23 protein-coding genes are annotated in these 21,466 nt (G+C 58.7%); 22 read left to right on the top strand and 1 reads right to left on the bottom strand.

Features of this window, described 5'->3' with window-relative positions; genetic code table 11:
• Window positions 1–34 precede the first annotated feature (34 nt).
• The 4 genes from ACIQJ2_RS25665 to ACIQJ2_RS25680 all read left to right on the top strand — a co-directional run bounded on the left by ACIQJ2_RS25665 (window position 35) and on the right by ACIQJ2_RS25680 (window position 1,987).
• A complete protein-coding gene (locus tag ACIQJ2_RS25665) occupies window positions 35–244 on the top strand; it encodes a cold-shock protein (protein WP_199144450.1) in 210 nt (69 codons plus the stop codon).
• Between the two features lie 129 nt (window positions 245–373).
• Window positions 374–598 carry a hypothetical protein gene (locus ACIQJ2_RS25670; RefSeq protein WP_199144452.1) on the top strand — a complete coding sequence of 75 codons (225 nt, stop codon included), beginning with the start codon at window positions 374–376 and terminating at the stop codon, window positions 596–598.
• A 90-nt stretch (window positions 599–688) separates the two neighbouring features.
• On the top strand, window positions 689–985 hold the full coding sequence (locus ACIQJ2_RS25675) for a hypothetical protein (protein WP_400677683.1): 297 nt from the start codon (window positions 689–691) through the stop codon (window positions 983–985).
• A 708-nt stretch (window positions 986–1,693) separates the two neighbouring features.
• Window positions 1,694–1,987 (top strand): DUF6916 family protein, encoded by a 294-nt coding sequence (locus ACIQJ2_RS25680; RefSeq protein ID WP_400677644.1) that lies wholly within the window; start codon window positions 1,694–1,696, stop codon window positions 1,985–1,987.
• A gap of 11 nt (window positions 1,988–1,998) precedes the next feature.
• Here ACIQJ2_RS25680 and ACIQJ2_RS25685 read toward each other — a convergent pair whose 3' ends face one another.
• Window positions 1,999–2,232, bottom strand: coding sequence for a hypothetical protein (locus ACIQJ2_RS25685; RefSeq protein ID WP_400677646.1), 234 nt, complete (start codon window positions 2,230–2,232; stop codon window positions 1,999–2,001).
• A 495-nt stretch (window positions 2,233–2,727) separates the two neighbouring features.
• Here ACIQJ2_RS25685 and ACIQJ2_RS25690 point away from each other — a divergent pair, with 495 nt between their 5' ends.
• The 18 genes from ACIQJ2_RS25690 to ACIQJ2_RS25775 all read left to right on the top strand — a co-directional run bounded on the left by ACIQJ2_RS25690 (window position 2,728) and on the right by ACIQJ2_RS25775 (window position 21,287).
• The gene (locus tag ACIQJ2_RS25690) at window positions 2,728–3,915 is read left to right on the top strand and encodes a PfkB family carbohydrate kinase (protein ID WP_400677647.1); all 1,188 of its coding nucleotides are present in this window, start codon (window positions 2,728–2,730) and stop codon (window positions 3,913–3,915) included.
• A gap of 37 nt (window positions 3,916–3,952) precedes the next feature.
• A complete protein-coding gene (locus ACIQJ2_RS25695) occupies window positions 3,953–4,720 on the top strand; it encodes a glutamine amidotransferase (protein ID WP_400677649.1) in 768 nt (255 codons plus the stop codon).
• Window positions 4,721–4,745: 25 nt separating this feature from the next.
• Window positions 4,746–5,516, top strand: coding sequence for an ATP-binding cassette domain-containing protein (locus tag ACIQJ2_RS25700; protein ID WP_400677650.1), 771 nt, complete (start codon window positions 4,746–4,748; stop codon window positions 5,514–5,516).
• A 32-nt stretch (window positions 5,517–5,548) separates the two neighbouring features.
• Complete coding sequence (locus ACIQJ2_RS25705) at window positions 5,549–6,535, top strand: autoinducer 2 ABC transporter substrate-binding protein (protein WP_077467249.1); 987 nt, start codon at window positions 5,549–5,551, stop codon at window positions 6,533–6,535.
• Between the two features lie 17 nt (window positions 6,536–6,552).
• Window positions 6,553–7,530, top strand: a complete 978-nt coding sequence (locus ACIQJ2_RS25710; RefSeq protein ID WP_400677651.1) for an ABC transporter permease — start codon at window positions 6,553–6,555, stop codon at window positions 7,528–7,530.
• Complete coding sequence (locus ACIQJ2_RS25715; RefSeq protein WP_400677652.1) at window positions 7,527–8,483, top strand: ABC transporter permease; 957 nt, start codon at window positions 7,527–7,529, stop codon at window positions 8,481–8,483. Before ACIQJ2_RS25710 ends, ACIQJ2_RS25715 begins: the two co-directional genes overlap by 4 nt.
• Window positions 8,484–8,485: 2 nt before the next feature.
• Window positions 8,486–9,802, top strand: coding sequence for a M20 family metallopeptidase (locus ACIQJ2_RS25720; protein WP_400677654.1), 1,317 nt, complete (start codon window positions 8,486–8,488; stop codon window positions 9,800–9,802).
• A 346-nt stretch (window positions 9,803–10,148) separates the two neighbouring features.
• On the top strand, window positions 10,149–10,763 hold the full coding sequence (locus ACIQJ2_RS25725; protein WP_199148241.1) for a cupin domain-containing protein: 615 nt from the start codon (window positions 10,149–10,151) through the stop codon (window positions 10,761–10,763).
• 122 nt (window positions 10,764–10,885) lie between these two features.
• A complete protein-coding gene (locus ACIQJ2_RS25730; RefSeq protein ID WP_199148212.1) occupies window positions 10,886–11,827 on the top strand; it encodes a substrate-binding domain-containing protein in 942 nt (313 codons plus the stop codon).
• An 89-nt stretch (window positions 11,828–11,916) separates the two neighbouring features.
• Window positions 11,917–12,714, top strand: coding sequence for an ATP-binding cassette domain-containing protein (locus tag ACIQJ2_RS25735; protein WP_400677656.1), 798 nt, complete (start codon window positions 11,917–11,919; stop codon window positions 12,712–12,714).
• A gap of 2 nt (window positions 12,715–12,716) precedes the next feature.
• Window positions 12,717–13,724 carry an ABC transporter permease gene (locus ACIQJ2_RS25740; RefSeq protein WP_400677685.1) on the top strand — a complete coding sequence of 336 codons (1,008 nt, stop codon included), beginning with the start codon at window positions 12,717–12,719 and terminating at the stop codon, window positions 13,722–13,724.
• Window positions 13,725–13,727: 3 nt separating this feature from the next.
• Window positions 13,728–14,819 carry a phosphotriesterase gene (locus ACIQJ2_RS25745; protein WP_400677658.1) on the top strand — a complete coding sequence of 364 codons (1,092 nt, stop codon included), beginning with the start codon at window positions 13,728–13,730 and terminating at the stop codon, window positions 14,817–14,819.
• A 28-nt stretch (window positions 14,820–14,847) separates the two neighbouring features.
• Complete coding sequence (locus ACIQJ2_RS25750) at window positions 14,848–15,618, top strand: glutamine amidotransferase (RefSeq protein WP_400677660.1); 771 nt, start codon at window positions 14,848–14,850, stop codon at window positions 15,616–15,618.
• 318 nt (window positions 15,619–15,936) lie between these two features.
• Window positions 15,937–17,178, top strand: a complete 1,242-nt coding sequence (locus tag ACIQJ2_RS25755; protein ID WP_400677662.1) for a Zn-dependent hydrolase — start codon at window positions 15,937–15,939, stop codon at window positions 17,176–17,178.
• A gap of 279 nt (window positions 17,179–17,457) precedes the next feature.
• Complete coding sequence (locus ACIQJ2_RS25760; RefSeq protein ID WP_199148218.1) at window positions 17,458–18,480, top strand: LacI family DNA-binding transcriptional regulator; 1,023 nt, start codon at window positions 17,458–17,460, stop codon at window positions 18,478–18,480.
• A 37-nt stretch (window positions 18,481–18,517) separates the two neighbouring features.
• A complete protein-coding gene (locus ACIQJ2_RS25765; RefSeq protein WP_400677664.1) occupies window positions 18,518–19,474 on the top strand; it encodes a substrate-binding domain-containing protein in 957 nt (318 codons plus the stop codon).
• A complete protein-coding gene (locus tag ACIQJ2_RS25770; RefSeq protein WP_400677666.1) occupies window positions 19,471–20,289 on the top strand; it encodes an ATP-binding cassette domain-containing protein in 819 nt (272 codons plus the stop codon). The genes ACIQJ2_RS25765 and ACIQJ2_RS25770 overlap by 4 nt, the downstream gene beginning before the upstream one ends.
• Window positions 20,286–21,287 carry an ABC transporter permease gene (locus tag ACIQJ2_RS25775; protein ID WP_400677668.1) on the top strand — a complete coding sequence of 334 codons (1,002 nt, stop codon included), beginning with the start codon at window positions 20,286–20,288 and terminating at the stop codon, window positions 21,285–21,287. The genes ACIQJ2_RS25770 and ACIQJ2_RS25775 overlap by 4 nt, the downstream gene beginning before the upstream one ends.
• Window positions 21,288–21,466 lie beyond the last annotated feature (179 nt).

Consider the following 21,466-nt stretch of genomic DNA (forward strand, 5'->3'; position numbering starts at 1 on the left):
TTGTGGTCTCTCTATTGCTATGAAAGGGTTCATCATGAACACCGGCACAGTTAAATGGTTTAATTCCACCAAGGGCTTCGGCTTCATCCAGCCTGACAATGGCGGCGCTGATGCGTTCGTCCACATCTCAGCCGTCGAGCGCGCCGGCATGCGCGAACTCGTGGAGGGCCAGAAGATCGGCTTCGAACTGGAGCGCGATGTCAAGTCGGGCAAAATGTCGGCCTGCAATCTCCAGGCTGCTTAAGGCACTCGGTATCGGCTTTCCCTTGACCACGGATGTACTGGCATTGTTGAGAGCACGATCCCCCAAGGTCAGGCAAACCGCCTGACCTTTTTTATTGGCGCTGTCAGTGCCATCAACCCAGGAAGCTCCATGACACAGACATTTAGCAAATCTCGCCAGAAGGCGGAGAGTGCGTTCGACGATTTGCAGTCGCAATTCTTCGCCCGCAACAATGCTGTCGATGAACTCGACTTCCTGACCCGTTCGCGCGAGGAAAAGACTCTGCGTCTTCGTGAAGCGCGTCTCGCAAAGGAATTGCAGGATCGCACTGCGGCAACCGCCTCGCTTTTGGTCAAACGCGCCAGGAAGTCCTGATAGGTTTTAACCCCGGTCCCAGGATAGAGAATTTGAAGAACGGCAAAAACAACGACCTTATCGATCGCCGCGCAGGCAAAGACCGCCCAGCTGGCTGCCTATCGCGCAGCGCAGAACGCAGCCGAGCCAGCGAAAGCGGCAAGGGCCGCGGAACGCATGGCCATCGTTGCGGCCAGGGAAGAGCGGCACCTTGCTCGTGCGCGACTAAAGCTTGAGGAGCAGGAGCGGCTATTGGGAGAGGCGGCCAAGCAGCAAGCGGCGCTAGCCGCGACTGTCCAGGCCGAAACCGAAGCGGGCGAAAAGGAACGCATCGCTCGCGAGATCGAAGACGGTCGAAAGGCTGATCGCGATCGGCGTTACGCCAACCGCAAGGCCAGACAGGCTTGACAGCGACATCCCGCACTGAGACCCCTTGTAGCTATGGGGAAGGCGCCATCGGTGCGCTTTCTGCTCCGCCTATCGAGGCCATCTCTCTCTTCAATGCTAGCTTCAAGCTATTGGTTGCACGATGATTCAACCCAGTCTTGCATCTCGTGATGGCCGGTTCGGATAGTCGAACTATCGATCCTTTCAAGATGTTAAGTTCATGCGCAGGGGAGCGCGAGCAAATGCACGGCTGCGCTGGGATGTGAGCGCTGGCGGCCGGGGCAGCCTCTGATATCTTACGGCCATCGAAGCAATGCAACCTCTTTCCGCAAAGCGTCGAGCTTCACATGGCCTAACCCTTTTCCGGCGGCAAGATCTTTCGTTTCGGGCAGGGGCCATCGCGGGATCGGCCGCCTTGCTATGCCCCGTGTCCGAGGCCGCATACATGACGAGACGGAACATCGCAAATGGCCCCGGCTTGCGACACGGGCGCGTCCATGTTCAGTGTTTCGGCTCCTTCCTCAATTACAGTGCAGGTAGGATCGCGCGATGTTCGACCACTTCCCACTACTTCACGGGTGGCGGAGCGTTGAACGGCATGGCGGTCCTGCGTGATATTCAAAGCGAGGCTGCGGATTAATACTGTTGAACATCGCTTGTTTCCCCCCAAACTCTTGATCAAGTTCGAAGAGTTAAGTTTCGACGCGCAACAGCGACTAGGCGGTTAGGATGTGGATTTTAACGCTGGATCATTTTGCCCAATGCGTTGGCGAGGGGCTCGATATCGATATGGGAGCAGGGACCGTTGTTTTCACGCTGACAGAGGCGCGCCCGTTGCCGGAGCGCGGTTTTGCGGGGATGACCAGAGCTCCAATCGCGCTGCTATTCCGCAGTGCTTCGAAGGTTGTCCTACCACAACAGATCTACAGGCTGAAGAACGCCACACTTGGCATTCTTGATATCTTTCTTGTCCCAGTGGCGAGAGATAAGGACGGAATAATCTACGAAGCCATCTTCAATTGAAACAGGGCCGCTCATTGACGGTTTCGGGCGACCTGGCCCTTGATGATCGTAATGATGATCTCGCCTGTTTGTGCAGGGCGCGCATCGACAGGTCTTGTCTTGCGAGCAACACCTGTTTTGCCTGCGGCCTTGCCTTCCCTAAAGAGGCTGATGGCGTTGAGCGTCTCCGCCCATGAGGGAACAACCGATGCAACTGAGATAAGTAGCGTGGTCGTCAAGGAAGGAAGTCTTGTCGCTTTAATCATAAAATGGATCTCCGTCTCCGGTTCAATGGCAGAGGTTTCATAACGTTGTGTGACACCTCGAGCATCCTCCTTGGCTGTCGGTAACTGCGATGCTCCTGACTTTGTTGTGAAATGGCAAAGTCCTGAGGGGGCATTATCGAGCGATATTCAATCTCCTCGACAATTGCGCGGGGGAACGCGGACTGCAGGCGTGAAGAAGACAGCCCGCTTAGCGCCGGCTCGCGGCAAGAAGTTTGGCCGGACCATTCAAGGTAAATCAACACCTCACTCGCTGATAGCTGTCGAGCGCTGCAACATGGCCCGCGCCTACATCACGGCGCCAGAAGCATGAATTGAAGAAAATTCAATTTCCTGCCGGCGTGGTCGAATCTTCTGCGAAATTTCGATCTGTTTGCGCAGAACTCGCTGAATCGGACGGCAAATTAGATTTCGATTTCTTTGACTCGCCGCAATCCGCTTCATAGCATTTGAAGCGTTTCAATGATTGGAAGAGTCATGAAAAAGGGACGTCCGACAATTGCCGATGTTGCACGCGCCGCCCGGGTTTCGGTTGGAACCGTCTCCAATTTCTTGAATGGAACGGTTCCGGTGAAGACCGAGACGGCAGACCGGATTCAGGCGGCTATCCAGAAGCTCGCCTATCGTCCGAGCGTGTTTGCTCGCTCCCTGCCGATGATGTCAGCAAAGACGGTTCAGGCAAAAGAGGGCAATCCGCGGCTGCTCGTCGTCGGCCATATCTGCCTCGACTATCTCTGCCGCGTCCCCGTTCTTCCCCATCGCGATGATCGCGTGGCGGCCGAGCATATCAACAAGGCGCTCGGCGGCCCCGCCGCCAATCTGGCAGTGGCCGCCGCTGGCGTCGGCGCCCCCTACGAGCTTCAGATCGACCTTGCGACGGCAATTGGCGATGACGGCGACAGCGAATGGGCACTTGCCGAATTGCTGGCACGCAACGTCAATGTTCTCCCCATTCGCAGGCCCATCAAGAACCGCCTGCCGCGGGCGATCGTGATCATCGAGGCCAATGGCAGCAGGACGATCATCCACGAGACATTCGAGCTGAGCGAGATCGATCTGACGGAGAACATGGAGATAGCTCCGGCCAGCGTCTTTTCCTGCGTTCACATTGAAGGTTTTCACTACGAACGGATGATCCCTTCGATCGCTCGGTTTCATGCCGCCGGCTGGAAGGTGAGCCTGCACACCGCCGGGCTTCCCGCCGGCTCGCGGACGCCGGCAGCCTTTGCCGATCTTATCGGGCAAGTCGATCTGACCTTCATCAACGATGAGACGTTTCGCGAAGTCTTCGGCATACGCACGCCGCTGGCATCCATGCTGGATGAAGCGGAACACATTCTCAAACGGATCAAGACGCGTGGCGATGTCGTGCTGACGCTCGGTGAATTCGGAGCTGTCGTCTTCAAGAAAGGCGGCGGCACGACCATCGAGGTTCCGGCACTACCCGTGACGCGGGTCGATGCCACTGGGGCCGGCGACGCCTTCGCGGGGATATTCTTAAGCCTTTGGCTGCACGGCAAGTCGCTTGCCGAAGCGGCGCGCCACGCCGCGATCGGTGCCAGCCTGACGACAACTGCCGAAGGCGCACAGGGACGGCCGGCAAACGCCGACGAGATCGAGGCCCTGCTGCCATCGATCGAAGCAAAAACCGCGGTCCAGATGTGACCGCCATGTCCAACATAAGTTACGCAAGGAGATGATGATGACGATTAAGGTTCTGCTGGTCGGAGAGAGTTGGGTGAGCTCGGCCACTCATTACAAGGGCTTCGATCAATTTGGCAGCGTCACCTTCCATCTCGGTGCGGAGCCGCTGGTTGCGGCACTCCAGGACAGCGAATTCGACATCACCTACATGACCGCGCATGACACGGTGGAGAAGTTTCCGTTTTCGCTGGAAGAACTGTCCGCCTATCAGGCCATCATCCTCTCGGATATCGGTGCGAATTCCCTGCTTCTGCCGCCAGCCGTCTGGCTACACGGCAAGCCCGTGGCAAACCGGCTGAAGATCATTCGCGATTGGACCGCCGCGGGCGGCGGCTTGGTGATGGCCGGCGGCTATTTCAGTTTCCAGGGCATCGACGGCAAGGCGCGCTGGCGCCGGACGCCGGTCGAAGAAGCGCTGCCTGTGACCTGCCTGCCGTATGACGATCGGCTTGAAATTCCGGAGGGATTTCGGGCTGAGATCAAGCAGAAACATCCAATTCTGGCCGGTATAGACGGCGAATGGCCGCTGCTTCTCGGCGCCAATGAGGTCGTCGTCAAGCAGCAACCCGGCGTCGAGGTTCTTGCCACGCTGCCCGAAGCCGAGGGCGGCCACCCGTTGCTCGTGACCGGCGGATACGGCAAGGGCCGCACGGTCGCCTGGACCTCGGATATCGGGCCGCACTGGCTGCCGAACGAATTCGTCGCCTGGCCGGGCTACGCCACTCTTTGGAAGAACATCCTGCGGTGGGTCAGCCATGCTGCATGAGGCCCACCAAGCAAGGGGATCGACAATGACACAGCCATTCCTGCGGGCAAACCGCATCAGCAAGCGCTTCGGCGCACTGGCGGCGCTGACCGGCGTCGATCTCGACATCAACCGCGGCGAAGTCCTGGCTCTGCTCGGCGACAACGGCGCCGGCAAATCCACTTTCGTCAAGATCCTGGCCGGCGCCCACGCCCAGAGTGACGGCGAGCTTCTTGTGGAGGGTCAGCCGGTCAATTTCTCCTCGCCGAAGGATGCGGCAAGCTCCGGTATTGCCACGATTTTCCAGGAGCTTGCTCTGTCGGAGAACCTGTCGATCGCCGAAAATGTCTTCCTCGGCCGCGAATTGAAGCGATCGGTGCTGGGCATCCCTTTTCTACGACGGACGGAAATGCGTGAGCGCGTCGATGCCCTTCTGCATGAGCTTGAGGCCCATATTTCCGATCCCGAGGCACCGGTCGGCAGTCTGTCCGGCGGTCAGCGCCAGGCGGTCGCCATCTGCCGTGCCCTCAATCTCAATGCCAGGCTTGTCATCATGGACGAGCCGACCGCGGCGCTCGCTGTCGCCGAGACACGCAAGGTACTGTCGCTGACACGGCGACTTGCCGAGCGCGGCTGCGCGGTCGTGCTGATCAGCCACAACATTGCCGACGTCTTCGAGGTTGCCGACCGCATGGTCATCTTCCGCCGAGGCCGCAAGGTCGCCGAAAGACGGCGGCTCGAAACCACACCCGAAGAAATCGTCTCCCTCATAACAGGCGCTCATCCCGACGTGCGGGCGCTTGAAAACAACAAATAAAAAAGCGCGTCCAATCTCCAGAGGATCATAAAATGTTCAATCAATTCAAAAAGGCATTCATAGCATCATCACTGGGCCTGGCTCTTGCATCGGCGGCTGTCGCGCAGGACAAGCCTAAAGTTGCGTTCGTGCCCCAGCTGATCGGCATTCCCTATTTCAATGCCATGGAAGAAGGCGGCAAGCGTGCTGCCAACGACCTTGGCGTGGATTTCATCTACTCCGGTCCCGTCGATACGAACCCCGTCGACCAGCTCCAGATCGTGCAGAACCTGATTGACCAAGGCGTCAATGCTGTTTCCGTCAGCGTGCTCGACGCTTCCTCCATCGCGCCCGTGGTCGAGGCCGCCAAGGCGAAGGGCGTTAAGCTGTTCACCAGCGACAGCGATGCTCCCGATAGCGGCCGTGCCGTCTATGTCGCGCAGGCGACCGATGAAGGTCTCGGCGGCGCCATCATCGATGAACTGGTCAAGCGGGTCGGAGACGACGCGAAGATCGGTATCGTTTCAGGTGAAGCAACGGCATCCAATCTCAACGCCTGGATCGGCTTCATGAAGCAGCGTGCCGCTGCCAAATATCCCAAGCTCAAGCTGCTCGAGCCGCAATATGCCGGCGGCACCGCACAGCGCGCCGGCCAGATTGCCGGTGACCTCATGACGGCCAACCCCGATCTCAAGGCGATCATCGCGGTTGCCTCCTCGACATGCCCTGGCGTGGCGCAGGCCATCGAGACGGCGGGCAAGATCGGCACGGTTATCGGTACCGGCTATTGCAGCCCGAATACCGCACGCGCCTATCTGAAAAGCGGCGCCTTCGGCTTCACGGTTCTGTGGGATCCGGCGCAACTCGGCTATCTGACTGTTTGGGCCGGCAAGCAGCTGATCGACGGCAAGGCCTTTGCGGCTGAGAATACGGTTCCGGGCTTTGCTGCTCCCGTCACCTACGACGCAGCCAAGGGCATCCTGCTGCTCGGACCTCCAGCGATCTTCACTGCCGACAATGTCGACAAGTTCAACTTCTGAACGTGGATGATCAGGCAATGCGACGGTCCAGTCCACACTTCCTAGCCATGGGCGGACGTGAATGGGCGCTATTCAGCGCAATCATTCTCGCCGCGCTCGTCTTCACCGTCGCATCGCCTTTTTTTGCGACAATGGGCAATATCGATACCATCATCCGCAACAGCATCGAATTGATGCTCATCGGTCTCGGCATGACCCTGCTGCTTGCCATGGGCGGCATCGATGTCTCCATTGGCATCGTCATGGGTCTTGCCGCAATCGGCGTCGCAAATGCCTTGCTCGCGGGTTGGGGTGCCTTGCCCGCGGCGTTGCTGGGCCCGGCCATCGGCGCGGCCCTCGGCCTGTTAACCGGCGGCGTTGTCGTCATCGGACGCATCCCGGCAATCGTCGGGACGCTCGGTCTCTTCGGCGTCTATCGAACGGCGGTCTTTGCATTGCTCGGCGGCCAGTGGCTGTCGGGTCTGCCGACCAACCTGACAGGGTTCCTGGGAGCGACGGTCTTGGGCATCCCCCTTGCTGCCATTGCCATCGCCATCGTCTATCTCGCGCTTTGGCTTGCATTGCGGCGCACGCCCTTCGGCCCGCACCTTCTATCGATTGGCAATTCCGAGGAGAAGGCGCGTCTGTCCGGCGTTCCGGTGACGAAGGTACGTCTTGCGACCTTCGTCGTCAGCGGTGCGCTGACCGGTCTTGCCGCAAGCTTTTACGTCGCCAACTACCGCAATGTGGAAATGGCGATCGGATCGACACTGGCGCTGGATGCAATCGCCGCCGTCGTCCTCGGCGGCACCAGCATCATGGGCGGCCGTTGCAGCCTCATCGGCACGGCCCTTGGCGTCATTCTTCTCAGAATTCTGCAGAACGGCCTGCTGCTGGTCGGCGTGCCCTCGCTCTGGCAGCCGGTGGTGACGGGCGCCCTTCTCATCGGCGTCCTCGCACTGGAGATGCCGACCTCGCAACTCGTTGCACTGAAGACGAAGTGGATGCGCGGATGACCAGCAATCCAGCAATGAACGGTTCCTCTCGCATCCTGCTTCTATTGGCGGCCCTTTGGATCGCGGTGGTCATCCTGCTTGCGTTCTTCAAGCCATCCATGTTTGGCGAGGCAACCGTCACCACCATCCTCCAGTTCTCGACCATTCTGGCGCTTGTGGCACTGGGGCAGGGCTTGGTCGTGCTCGCCGGCGGTGCGGGCATCGATCTCTCGGTCGGCGGGATCGCGTCGCTATCGGCGGTCATCACCATGCTTGCGGTCAAGAGCGGCATGCCGCTGCTCGCTATCCCGCTTGTTTGCATCGTTGCCGGAGCGGCGCTCGGCGCCTTCAACGGTCTGCTGGTGACGCGCCTCTCCATACTCCCCTTGATCGCCACACTCGGGACGCTCTTCATCTACTCGGGCCTCGCCGTCGCATTGACGGGTGGAGCCGCGCAATCCGGCGTCCCCGTCTGGCTGCTGACATGGGGAAGGGGAGTGGTCTTCGGTTTGCCGGTTCCCTTCATTACCATTGTCGTTCCGGTATTTGCCGTCGGTTCCCTGCTGCTGATGCGAACGGCATGGGGATGCTGGATTTTCGCCATGGGCTACAACGAACGTTCTGCGCGGCTTGTGGGTATTCCGGTCGATCGCGCCCGGCTCACCATGTATGCGCTCAGCGGCGCCTTGGCCGGCCTTGCCGGGCTCGTCTCGATCGCCTGGCTCGGCAGCGCCCGGCCGAATATCGGGCAGAACCTCGAACTTGAATCCCTGACGGCCGTGATGCTCGGAGGCGTCGCCATTACCGGCGGCGTCGGCGGAGTTGGCGGCGTTCTCGCCGCCGTCATTCTGCTGATCACTCTCAAAACCGGCCTGCTGCAACTGAACGTCAATACGGTCTGGCAGGTCGGCATCGTCGGCGCGCTGCTGATCGCCGTCCTGTTGATAGACCGCCTTTCGAAACGCTGGAGATAACCATGCCATCCATTGAAAAACTGATTGCCGAACGGGTCGAGGCCGCACATGAGCGCATCGTCGCAACGCTGAGCGATCTCGTCTCTTTCCCGTCGATCGTCAAATCGAACCCGAAGGAAGCCGGCCCCGGCGAGCGCGATTGCCAGCTCTATCTTCAAAAGCGTCTCGAAAGCCTCGGCTTTACCACTGATCTGTGGGATCCGGATGGTCCGGCGCTCTATGCCAAATACGAGGGACGCCCGGGTGCAAACAAGGGCAGGACCTTCGAGGGAAGGCCGAACCTCGGCGGCGTGCTGAAGGGCACCGGCGGCGGGTGCTCCATCATGCTCACGGGTCACATCGATGTCGTGCCGCCTGGAGCGCCCGAGCATTGGACGACCGATCCCTTTGGCCCCATCCTCAAGGATGGCTTCCTGCATGGCCGCGGCACTGTCGACATGAAGGGCGGGGTCGCCTGCATGCTGATGGCAGTCGAGATCCTGAAGGAGTTGAATGTCCCGCTGAAGGGCGATGTGGTTTTCACGACGGTGGTCGATGAAGAGATCGGCGGCATGGGTTCTCTTGCCATGGTCGATCGCGGCTTCCGGGCTGACGCCGGCATTATGACGGAGCCCACCGCCAATCGCATCGCCCCACTTTGCCACGGCATTCTGTGGGGCAAGATCATCATCGACGGTATCGGCGGTCATGCCGAGCTGACGCCGAATTCCTGGTACACGAGCGGCCCGGTGGATGCGGTGCAGCTCTGCCGCCAGATGCTTGACGGCATCGATATCCTCAACCGCCGCTGGATGTTCGACCCGAAGAAGAACCATCCGCTCATGGACCTGCCGAACCAGATCATCGTTACCCAACTCAAGGCGGGCGAGCATCCATCGTCGATGGCCGGCAAGGCCGAGATCATCATCGATGCGCAATATCTGCCGAGTGAAAAGGACGATTTCGGTCTCGGCGGTCATGTGAAGCGCGAGATCGAGGAGCATGTCCGCAACATCTGCCAGGCGGATCCGTATCTGCGCCAGCATCCGGCGCGGGTCGAATGGATCCTCGATGCCGATTGCGCCGAGGTGCCGGCCGATAATCCATTCGTACAGTTGCTTCAGGAAGCGGTCAAAGCCGCCGATCTATCGCCGGCGCTTTCCGGGTTCGGAGCGCACAGCGATATCGGGCTCCCGACCTCACTTGGCAATACGCCGACGGTCAATTTCGGACCGGGCGACCCGGCTCAGGCGCATCAACCGAATGAGCGTGTATCGGTGCGCGACCTCGTCGATTGCACCAAGGCGATCGCGCTTGCCGTGCATAAATGGTGTGGCTGACCGAACCAGAACACTACCCTGAAACATGGAGCTGACACTGTCGGCAGACTCTTCGGGACGGCTTGTCGGATAAAATCTTCAGATTGTTCGGGGAATTTCAAAGACTTGGGACGCCGCTCCTTCTAAAGGATAGCGGCTCTCGCCAGAGGGGCATTTGGAGCCCGCACTCGGAGGCGCCGGGCTGACGATACCATGAATCGTGCCATAAGGGCTGGCGGTGGGGCCAGGGCGCGCTCGCCGGTGTCGCGGTGGGCCGTGTTCGGCTGTCGATATGCTATGCCTAGACATGGGCATTGGGCTGGAGTTAAGCTTCGGCTTTCATAACGGCGATACAAAAACGATGAACATGATTGAGCCCCCGGCTAAACCGGGAGACCGCGGCGAGGAAAAGATACTGAGCAATCCGGTGCGACTTGGCGGTCGCCTAAAGCTTGCCCGGCAAACACGAGGATTGACCCTCAAGGCACTTGCGCAGGCCGCGGATTGCTCTGAAAGCCTGCTATCTAAGATCGAAAACGGCAAGGCGTCGCCTTCGCTGCCAATGCTGCACAAACTTGTCGGTGTTCTCGGAACGAATATCGGCTGGATGTTCGAGGAGGCCGACGGGGAAGAGGGCATCGTCTTCCGATCGGGGACGAGACCCTTGATTGGACTGGATCCGTTGCGCAGAGGGGAAGGCATCTCTCTCGAGCGGATTATTCCCTACTCTCAAGGCCATTTGCTCCAGTGCAACATCCACCATATCGAGGCGGGAGGCCAAAGCGCCGGGCCTATTCAGCATGTTGGCGAAGAGGTTGGATATGTGCTTGCGGGTGAGGTTGAGCTCATGGTCGGGGAGCGCACCTTCCGGCTGGCCATTGGCGACAGCTTTGTCTTCAACTCCGAGCTCCCTCACTGGTATCGAAACGTGGGGGCGGAGCGCGCCAGCATCTTCTGGGTCAATACGCCGGCAACCTTTTAAGGCAGACGCTCTCGATCAAGGCGAATGGCTTGTCCCTTCTACAACCGCATATTCAAGTCACTTGACAACAATTCAAGTTACTTGAATACTCCCCGTGCAATCCAAAAACATGGGGAACGATCATGCGAATTAACAAATATCTTGCCGGTTGCGCGATTGGCGCAACCCTTTTCATTTCCTGGGGTGTCGGCGCGGCGATGGCCGATACGCTGGCTCTCGTGACCATCAATCAACAGGCACTGTTCTTCAACCAAATCAATGACGGCGCCAAAGAGGCGGCCAAGAAGGCCGGCGTCGATCTTGTCGTCTTCAACGCCAATAATGTGCCCAGCGCGCAGAATGACGCTATCGAGAACTACATTACCCAGAAGGTCGATGGCATTATCCTGATCGCTATCGACGTCAATGGGGTCAAGCCGGCAATCACCGCTGCCAAGAAGGCCGGTATTCCGGTCATCGCCATCGATGCGCAAATTCCGAACGGCGAAAATATCGCCTTTGTCGGTGTCGACAACACCAAGGCCGGCGGAGAGATCGGCAAGTATTATTCCGATTACGTCAAGGACAAGCTGAGCGGCAGCGCTAAGCTCGGCGTCGTCGGCGCGCTCAACTCCTTCATCCAGAACCAGCGTCTCGATGGCTTCAAGGCAGCCGTCAAGGCAGGCGAGCAGAAGGTCACGTTCCTCGATACTGTCGATGGCCAGAACGTCCAGGACGTAGCGCTGAGCGCTGCCGAAAACCTCATTACCGCCAATCCGGATATGACGACGCTTTACGCAACCGGCGAGCCGGCTCTGCTGGGCGCCGTTGCCGCCGTCACCAGCCAGGGCAAGACCGGCAGCGTCAAGGTATTCGGCTGGGATCTCACCAAGCAGGCGGTCGAAGGCATCGATCAGGGTTGGGTCACCGCGGTAATCCAGCAGGATCCGGCCGGCGAAGGCAAGGCAGCGGTAGAGGCTTTGGTTAAGGTCAAGAAGGGCGAGAAGATCGACCCGATCATCAACGTGCCGGTGACGATCGTCACCAAGGAAAATGTCGACAAGTTTCGGGGCATGTTCAAGTAACCCCGACCTCTCGTCACGTCATGGCCGATCGTCTCGGCCGTGACATTATGGCATTATGGCTTGAGCCATTTCCGCAAGGCAGCAGTGAGATGACAAACGCTGATACCCACCGCGTCAGAATGACCGGTATTTCCAAACGATATGGCACGATGCAGTCGCTGGACAATGTATCGTTGACCTTGAAACCGGGCGAGGTTCTCGGCCTCGTCGGCGACAACGGCGCCGGCAAGTCCACCTTGAGCAAGGTGCTGTCCGGCGCGGTCATCCCGGATTCGGGAACGATCGAGATCGATGGGCGGGCTGTCTCGTTTGCCTCGCCGGCCGACGCCCGGGCGGCTCATGTCGAGATGGTCTATCAGGATCTCTCGCTGTGTGACTCCGTCGATGTGGCAGGCAACCTCTTTCTCGGGCGCGAGCCCAGATGGAGGCTTGCGGGCATCCCGATGCTCGACAAGAAAACGATGCATGAGCGCGCTCGCCATATGCTCGAAGGTCTCGGTATCGTCATTCCCGATACCAGGCTGAAAGTGGAAAACCTGTCGGGCGGCCAGCGCCAGTCGATCGCGATCGGCCGCGCCGCTTCGTTCGATCCATCAGTACTCATCATGGACGAACCGACGGCGGCTCTGGCCGTCGCCGAAGTCGAAGCCGTCCTCGAGCTCATTCGCACCGTCAGCGCCCGCGGCGTCAGCGTCATCCTGATCACCCATCGTCTACAGGATTTGTTCCTGGTCTGCGACCGTATCCAGGTGATGTATGAGGGCCAGAATGTCGCCGAACGCCGGATCGAAGACACCAATATCGAAGAGGTCGTCAACCTGATCGTCGGCCGCAAGTTCGCCGCGCGCTCCGCCGGCCCATCTCCAGATCGAGGCGTTTCCGCATGACCATGACTTCTTCTCATGCCCAAACCGGCCAGTCGACCCGCATGCGCAAGGCGCGCCTCTACGACAAGGCCATGGCCAATGGCGGCATCGTGTCGATCGCGCTGTTCTTCATTGTGGTCTGCATCTTCTTTTCGCTTTTCACCAACGTCTTCCTGACGGCACCGAATTTGCTGAACGTCGTCAGACAGTCGGCGCCGCTCCTGATCGTCGCCGCGGCAATGACCTTTGTCATCACCACGGGCGGGATCGACCTCTCCGTAGGCTCGGTGCTGGCTCTGGCCGCGACGCTTTCGGCCGCATGCCTGCAAGCCGGTATTCCCTGGCCGCTAACCGTGCTGCTGATGCTGCTTCTCGGTGCGGTAACCGGTCTGATCCAAGGCTATTTCATCGCCTATGAGCGTATTCCGGCCTTCATCGTGACGCTTGCCGGGCTTTCCGTCATCCGCGGGTTGGCGCTTCTCATTACCGGCGGTTATTCCATCCCCGTCAATCCGGAAAGCCCGTTCACTGCCATAGGCCAGGCCTGGTTCTTCGGCATTCCCGCGCCGGCGCTGATTGCGGTCGTTGTCCTTGCCGCAGCCTATGTCGCCTTCAACGAGACGCCCTTTGGCCGCTACGCGACCGGCATCGGCGCCAATGCGGAGGCGGTGCGGCGTGCCGGCGTCAATACGCGTGTGGTGACGCTGTTCGTCTATGTGATCTCGGGTGTTGCGGCCTCGATCGCCGGCGTCATCCTCGCGGCGCGATTGGGGTCGGGCTCGTCCAACTCCGGCCAGGGTTTTGAACTCGACGTCATCGCGGCGGTGGTGCTGGGCGGCACCAGCCTGTTTGGCGGGCGCGGATCGATCGTCGGCACGGTGCTTGGCGCGCTCACCGTGGCCGTTATCGCCAATGGTCTCATCCTGTCGCACATGTCGCCTTTCTTCACGCCGATCGTGACCGGGGTGATCATACTCGTGGCGATCTGGCTCAATTTCCGCCTGTTCAAGGGCGCGGTCAGGAGCCGCTGAGCGATGCTGGACCATCTTTTTCCCGAAACCGAAAAGACACGTTACGCCATCGGCGTGCAGACAGGATGCGCCATGACGGTGCTGGGGCCGATCCCGGTCTCTGAGATGGGCGTGACGTTGATGCACGAGCATATCTTCCTTGACGGCGCCCGTTCCTGGAAGTGCCCTTGCCATCCCGATGAACGCGCGATCGCCGAACAGCCGCTCGGCATCGAGATCATCGGCGATCTGCGCATGAACCCCTATATGAACCGCGACAACGTCTCGCTTGATGATGCCGATCTTGCCCTTGCCGAGCTCGGCCGGTTCCAGTCGCTCGGTGGCCATACGGTGGTGGAAACTACCAATTTCGGCATAGGCCGCGATGCGGAACAAATGCACCGCATCGCGCGTCTGTCCGGCCTGAAGATCATCATGGGGACGGGCTTCTACCTCGAACATACCCATCCCGAATGGCTGAAGGGCATGGATGTTGACGAAGTCGCAGCCTTTATCGTCAACGATGTCGGCGGCGGCGAAACGCAGCCGGCGATCATGGCCGGCATCATCGGGGAAATCGGCGTCAGCAAGGATTTTACCGCCGAGGAGCAGAAGTCGCTGCGGGCGTCAGCAAGGGCATCACGGCTGACAGGACTGCCGCTGTCGATCCATCTTCCGGGTTGGGAGCGCCTCGCCCATCGGGTACTCGATATGGTGGAAGAAGAGGGTGCGGATTTGCGCCACACCGTGCTCTGCCACATGAATCCCAGCCACAATGACCTTCGGTACCAGATGAGCCTTGCCGAGCGCGGAGCCTTCCTGGAATACGACATGATCGGCATGGATTATTACTATGCTGATCAGAATGCCCAGTCGCCATCCGACGAGGAGAATGCGAGGGCTATCGGCAATCTTGTCGACATGGGCTTTGCCGACCGGCTGTTGCTGTCCCAGGATGTCTTCCTAAAGATGATGCTGACCCGCTACGGCGGCTTTGGCTACGGTTACATTCTCAAACATTTCCTGCCGCGGCTGAAACGCCTCGGCGTCGATCAGCAGTCAATCGATAAAATGCTGATCTCCAACCCCCAATCGGTATTTTCCGCCTCGGCTTGATCGCCGCTGGTGCAGACAAGGAGCAGATATGAGCAAGAAAAAAGTTCTCCTCGCGGGTGAGTCATGGATTTCGACCGCGACCCACATCAAGGGTTTCGATCAGTTTCCGACGGTCACCTATCATACCGGTGCCGACGAGCTGCTGAATGCGCTGAAGGACAGTGCCTTTGACGTCACCTTCATGCCGGCGCATGAGGCCCAGCGGGACTTTCCGCTGACGGCGGAGGCGCTTGACGAATATTCGGCGATCGTTCTGTCGGATATCGGCGCCAACACGCTGCTTCTGCATCCCGATACCTGGATCCATTCCAAGCGCACGCCGAACCGGCTGAAACTCCTGCGCGATTACGTGGCGAAGGGCGGAGCGCTGCTGATGTTCGGCGGCTATTACAGCTTTCAGGGCATCAATGGCGGCGCCCGTTATCGCAAGACACCCGTCGAGGATGTGCTACCGGTTGCCTGCATGGCGGTTGACGACCGCGTCGAGGTTCCGGAGGGCTTTACGCCTGTCGTCACCGGCGACGCGGCCCATCCGATCCTCAAGGGATTGGGTGGCGACTGGCCCTATCTCCTGGGCTTCAATGAAGTGACGCTCAAGCAGGACGCCAAAGTGTTGGCGACGGTATCGGGCGAATACGGTTCGTTGCCACTGTTGGTGACGGGAACCTATGGCGCGGGCCGGACGCTTGTCTGGACGTCGGATGTCGGCCCGCACTGGCTTCCGCCGGAGTTTATCGCCTGGAACGGCTACAAGACTCTGTTCGAGCAGATGCTGGCCTGGGCAACGACGGAGGGTTGATGCCATGAGAATTTCGGTCTTGGCTGTGCCGTTGACCGATAGCTGAAGTCATGCTGTGCGAGGTCCATCGGTTGGCCCTCGCATGCGCCTTTGTTCCGTGCGTAAAATGAACCTGCTTACCGCTGCAAGAGCGCAAGGCAAGGGTGCAGATCTTCTCCTGGAAGGCAATGTCCACGATGTGGTCCGGCCTCTTGGAGCCAAACCAAAAATCAGAATTGGAAATTACATGGCTCGGGCAAAGAGATCCATCAGCTGGATTGCGAGCAGCCCAATCGCCGTTCAGGCGTGGCTAGGACATCTCCTGATGGGAACTGGCCGATGAACGCAAATCCGACAATAGATGGGCAACGCCTTTTGCAGCGCATTGCCGAGTTCGCAGCGATCGGCGCAACACCCGCAGGCGGCGTCAACCGTCAAGCACTCAGTCTCGAGGACAGGATGGCACGCCGGCGGCTTGCCGAATTGGCCGTAGCGCGCGGATTTTGTGTCTACCAGGACGCAATTGCCAATCTCTTCATCCGACGGGTCGGACGCGCGCCGTCTTTACCCCCGGTTCTGATTGGGAGCCATCTCGATAGTCAGCCGACGGGCGGCAGGTTTGATGGCGCGCTTGGTACGCTGTCGGCGTTCGAAGTGTTGGAATCCTTGGAAGACGCAGGCGCTGTCACGGAACGGCCGGTCGAAGTTGCATGCTGGACCAATGAGGAAGGCAGCCGTTTCTTTCCCGGTTGCATGGGATCGATGGCTTTCGTCGGGGCAGGCGACATATCCGGTTGGCAGGAAATGGACGGTGCGGACGGGACGAAGCTTGCCGATGAACTTCAGGCAACGTTGGCTGCACTGCCGGAGGTCGAGATGCGGCCCGTGGGTCATTCCGTTGCCGCGTTCATCGAGTTGCATATCGAACAGGGCCCCGTACTCGAGCGCGCAAACGTGCCGATCGGCATCGTCACTGCGGTGCAGGGAACCAAGTGGTTGCAAGTCTCCTTGACCGGGGAGGCTGCTCATGCCGGTACAACGCCGCCTGCTTACCGTCGGGATCCATTGGCGGCAGCCGTGGAAGCGATTGCGTCTCTCCAACAGGCCGTGATGCCGGCCGATCCGTCAGCGCGGTTGACGGTCGGCCGTATGATCGTCGAGCCCGGTTCCATCAATGTCGTGCCCGAGCGGGTCACGCTCACGCTCGACCTTCGCCATCCGGAGAAGGAGGTGCTTGCCGCGATCGAAGCGCGGGCCGGCACGGAATGTCGCGCTGCGGCTCGGCGCCACAGGGTAGAGGTGTCTATCGAGAAGCGTTTCGATATGGCGCCGGGAAAATTTGACGCCTCCGTGGTGGAGGCAATCGCAAATGCATGCGGTAGGCTTGATATTCCGACCATGAAAATGGTCTCGGGCGCTTTTCATGACGCGCTTTTTCTCAGCCGTGTTGCACCGGCTGCCATGATTTTTGTTCCTTGCCGTGACGGTATCAGTCACAACGAAGCTGAGTTCGTTTCGCCAGAAAATATTGAGATCGGCGCGAGGGTATTATACGAGACCGTGCGTGAGTTGGCCGGTTGACGGTTTGGTCCGTGGCATCGCTGGTGGTGGGGCGGACGCGCGATAGGCCACACGCAGCGCGGCCGCTTCCATTTTTACCTAACTAATTGATAAGGTGATATTAACCGGAAGATTTCGCCTCGTGCCGGCGTTCGCTGTCGGCATTGGCATCGCTGCGAGTCTAGATCCTTTCGAGAATTCGATTGACAACAGTCCGAAAATGGATTTTTTTGTAAAGCGGTTTACTAAAGCGTTTTACTTATCTTACTAGTAAAGCGCTTTACAAAAGGGAGAAAGCTCATGTCGGTAAAAGCGCCGTCATTGAAGGATGTTGCCGGGCGTGCCGGTGTGTCCGTGACAACGGTGTCGCGGTTGCTGAATGGAAGCCTCGATCTCCCCCGCGAAACAAAAGCACGTATCGAAGATGCGATCAGGGCGCTTGATTATCAGCCGAACCCTCATGCACGACGCCTTTCGATGGGAAAGTCCGATACCATTGGGCTTGTCGTTCCCGATATCGCAAATCCATATATTTCCACCTTTGCTGCCGCCGTTGAGCAAGCCGCCGATGAAGCACGCCTCGCCGTGTCGCTTCAAGTCACCTTGAACAGAGCAGGGCGCGAGATCGAGTATCTGCAATTAATCGCACGCAACCACGTCGACGGCTTGATTGTCGTGACGAACCACCCCGACGACGGCACACTTGCGGAGCTGATCGCAAAGACAGGTAAAGTCATCGTTGTCGACGAAGATATCCCTGGCTCGAAGGTGCCGAAACTCTATTCCGATAACGAACAGGGTGGCTTCCTGGTTGGACGTCACTTGGGTGAGAACGGCCACAAGCACGTCATTTTCGTTGGTGGCCACGAAAAAATGATCAGTACGCGACGCCGGTGCGCTGGCCTTCTTCGTGGACTGAAGGAGACGCAAGGTGATCTTGTCCATGTGGAGCGCTACGTTGGCGAATACACGATAAGATATGGGCGGGAAGCAGCTGCTCGGTTCCTTGCCGAAAAGACGGGAGCGACAGCTATATTCGCAAGCTCGGACGAGATTGCCATCGGCATGATGGAGGTTTTCCTGCCCGCCGGCGTTTCAATCCCTGGAGATGTCTCGATGGTCGGCTTCGACGATGTCGGGCCGCTCCATCTATTCTCCACTCCGCTCACGGCAATCCGACAGCCCGTAAGGTCGATGGGAAAGCGGGCGTTGGAGTTGCTTGTTCAAACGAATTGGCAGGATTGGGTACCCTCTGAATCGGAGGAACTCCTTCCTGTCGAGCTCATCGTGCGGAACTCCGTTGCTCCGCCGCCGAGTAGATAAAGGGCAACGGGTCTAAACCAACCAGAGGACCAAAAACATGGGAACGATTTTAACACGGCGGGCGCTGTCCGCCGCGCTGGCCCTGTCTGCGCTCAGCGGACTGGCATTGAGCACAAGTCCGGCGCTTGCCAAAGGCAAGACCTATGCACTTGTCACGATCACTCAGCAGGCCCTGTTCTTCAACCAGATCAATGACGGCGCACAGAAAGCCGCGGCTGCAACTGGAGACAAGCTTGTAATCTTCAATGCCAATAGCGAAGCACAGGCACAGAACAGCGCGATCGAAACATATGTCCAGCAGAAGGTCGATGGGATCATTGTCGTCGCGATTGACGTCAACGGAATCATGCCTGCCGTTGAGCAGGCTGCCGACGCCGGCATTCCGGTTGTTGCCATTGATGCGATTCTGCCGAAAGGCGCCCAGAGTTCCCAGATCGGGGTCGATAATGAAAAAGCGGGCTCCGATATCGGCGCCTTCCTCAAAGACTATGTCAAATCAAGCATGCAGGGGAAGGCCAAAGTCGGCATTGTCGGCGCATTGAATTCGACAATTCAAAACACCCGGCAGAAGGGCTTCGATGCAAGCATTAAGGGCGTAGACGGGATTGAGGTTGTTGCCAGGGTCGATGGGCAGAATGTTCAGGACACTGCGTTGGCGGCAGCCGAAAACATGATTACAGGCAATCCAGAGATTACCGCGATCTACGCGACGGGCGAGCCCGCGCTCCTTGGGGCGATCGCCGCCGTGCAAAGCCAAGGAAAGCAAGATACCGTGAAGATTTTTGGCTGGGACCTGACGGCCAAGGCTATCTCAGGCATCGACGCCGGTTATGTGGTCGCTGTCGTGCAGCAGGATCCGGAAGGCGAGGGAAAGGCTGCCGTCGAAGCTCTCGACAGGATCGGCAGTGGCGGGAAGGTCGACAAGACCCTTCCCATTCCGGTCACCATTGTCACCAAGAGCAACGTCGAACCATATCGGGTAGTATTCAAATGATCACGCATCAACAGCCCCACGAAGCTGTTGAGCGCGACCGGGAAGGGCATACTTCCCGGTCGTCCGCAACGGCGAGCACAACACCTCCGGCCGTCTCGTTGAGAGGCATCCGCAAGACATTCGGCTCTCATCAGGCATTGCGTGGTGTCGATCTCGACATATATCCCGGCGAGTGCCTGGGCCTGGTCGGCGACAATGCGGCGGGGAAATCAACACTGACCAAGGTCATCTCGGGCACATACATTCCTGACGAAGGGAGCATCAGTCTCTCTGGAGAGGAAGTTCGCTTCTCGGGGCCGGCCGACGCTCGAAACCGAAATATCGAGATGGTCTTTCAGGATCTGAGCCTTTGTGACCACATCGATGTCGCCGGAAACCTGTTCCTTGGCAGGGAGTTGAGCAGGGGCTTCCTCCTTGACCGAAAACGTATGCTGGATGAGGCGCGTCGCATGCTGGGCGATCTGGAGATCCGGATCCCGAAGCTCACGAACAAAGTCGCTATGCTTTCGGGAGGCCAACGTCAGGCAATCGCTATTGCGCGCGCCGCTTCGTTCAAGCCAAAGGTCCTTATCATGGATGAGCCGACCTCAGCATTGGCAGTTGCGGAAGTCGAGGCCGTGCTTTCATTGATCAATCGCGTCAAGGCACAAGGCGTTGCTGTCATTCTCATCACTCACCGTCTTCAAGATCTCTTCCGCGTCTGCGACAGGATTGCCGTGATGTATGAAGGCACGAAGGTCGCGGAGCGACAGATAGGTGCAACTAATCTCGAAGACTTGGTGAAACTCATTGTTGGAGAGGGAGTAAGACATTGACCTCCTATACCGAACGGCAAACCGGATCCGCGTTCACTGACTTCTTTGCCGAGCACGCTCAGGTCCTTTCGATCGCAATCTTCTTCCTCGCATGCCTCGTACTTTTTACCATCGGCAGCGACAGCTTCATGACCCTTGGCAACATACTGAATATTGTTCGTCAGGCTGCTCCTCTTCTGATCGTCGCGGTGGCGATGACATTTGTTATCATTACCGGTGGCATCGATCTGTCTGTCGGCTCTCAAGTTGCCTTGATCAATGCCGTTGCGGCAATCGTGATGGCGATGGGCTTTCCATGGCCAACTGCGGTTATCTTGATGCTCGCGCTTGGCGCATTCACGGGTCTTATTCAAGGTTGGTTCATCGCCTATCAAGGTGTCCCTTCCTTCATTGTGACGCTGGCCGGCCTATCAATTCTCCGTGGATATGCGTTGTATCTAACTCAGGGTTACTCCATCCCGATCGAAAATGCCGATGGATTTTTCGAATTGGGACGAGGTGTTATCGCCGGGGTGCCTACGCCAGCAATCATTGCGGTTGCACTTTCAATTGTCGGGTACACACTCATCACAGCGACAAAGTATGGCCGCCAGGTGGTGGCGGTTGGATCAAACGCTGAAGCGGCCCGCCGTGTTGGTATGCCGGCCAAGTGGATCATTGCGTCAGTCTATCTTCTTTCCGGCATTTCATGCGCGATTGCAGGCCTCCTCATAGCAGCGCGCCTTGGATCAGGGTCGTCCAACGCAGCGGTCGGATTTGAATTGCAGGTCATTGCAGCGGTGGTGCTCGGCGGAACCTCACTGAATGGAGGCCGCGGTACGATCCTTGGCACAATTCTCGGAACAATGACGATATCCGTCATCGGCAACGGACTCATCCTAGTGCACATATCGCCATTTTTTACCCAGATTGTCACAGGGGCCATCATACTGATCGCCATATGGCTGAATACCCGACTTTTTAATACGAATTTCCGGCTTGCTGGAAAGCGGAAGTAGCTGCCTGCGGCGGGGAGAAGGAAGACGCGCTCGAAAACTTGGATCTTGTGGCGCCCGCCCGACTTGCGCACCCGAACGGCTCCGTCCCGCGCTAGCATCTGTCCGATCCCGAGCACAAAGTGAACGAATATGCGCGTAGGATAAGGTTCCGCTCGAACTGCAATCCGAGGCATCAACCC

The sequence above is a fragment of the Rhizobium sp. NPDC092011 genome, assembly GCF_044756305.1.
GTDB lineage: Bacteria > Pseudomonadota > Alphaproteobacteria > Rhizobiales > Rhizobiaceae > Rhizobium.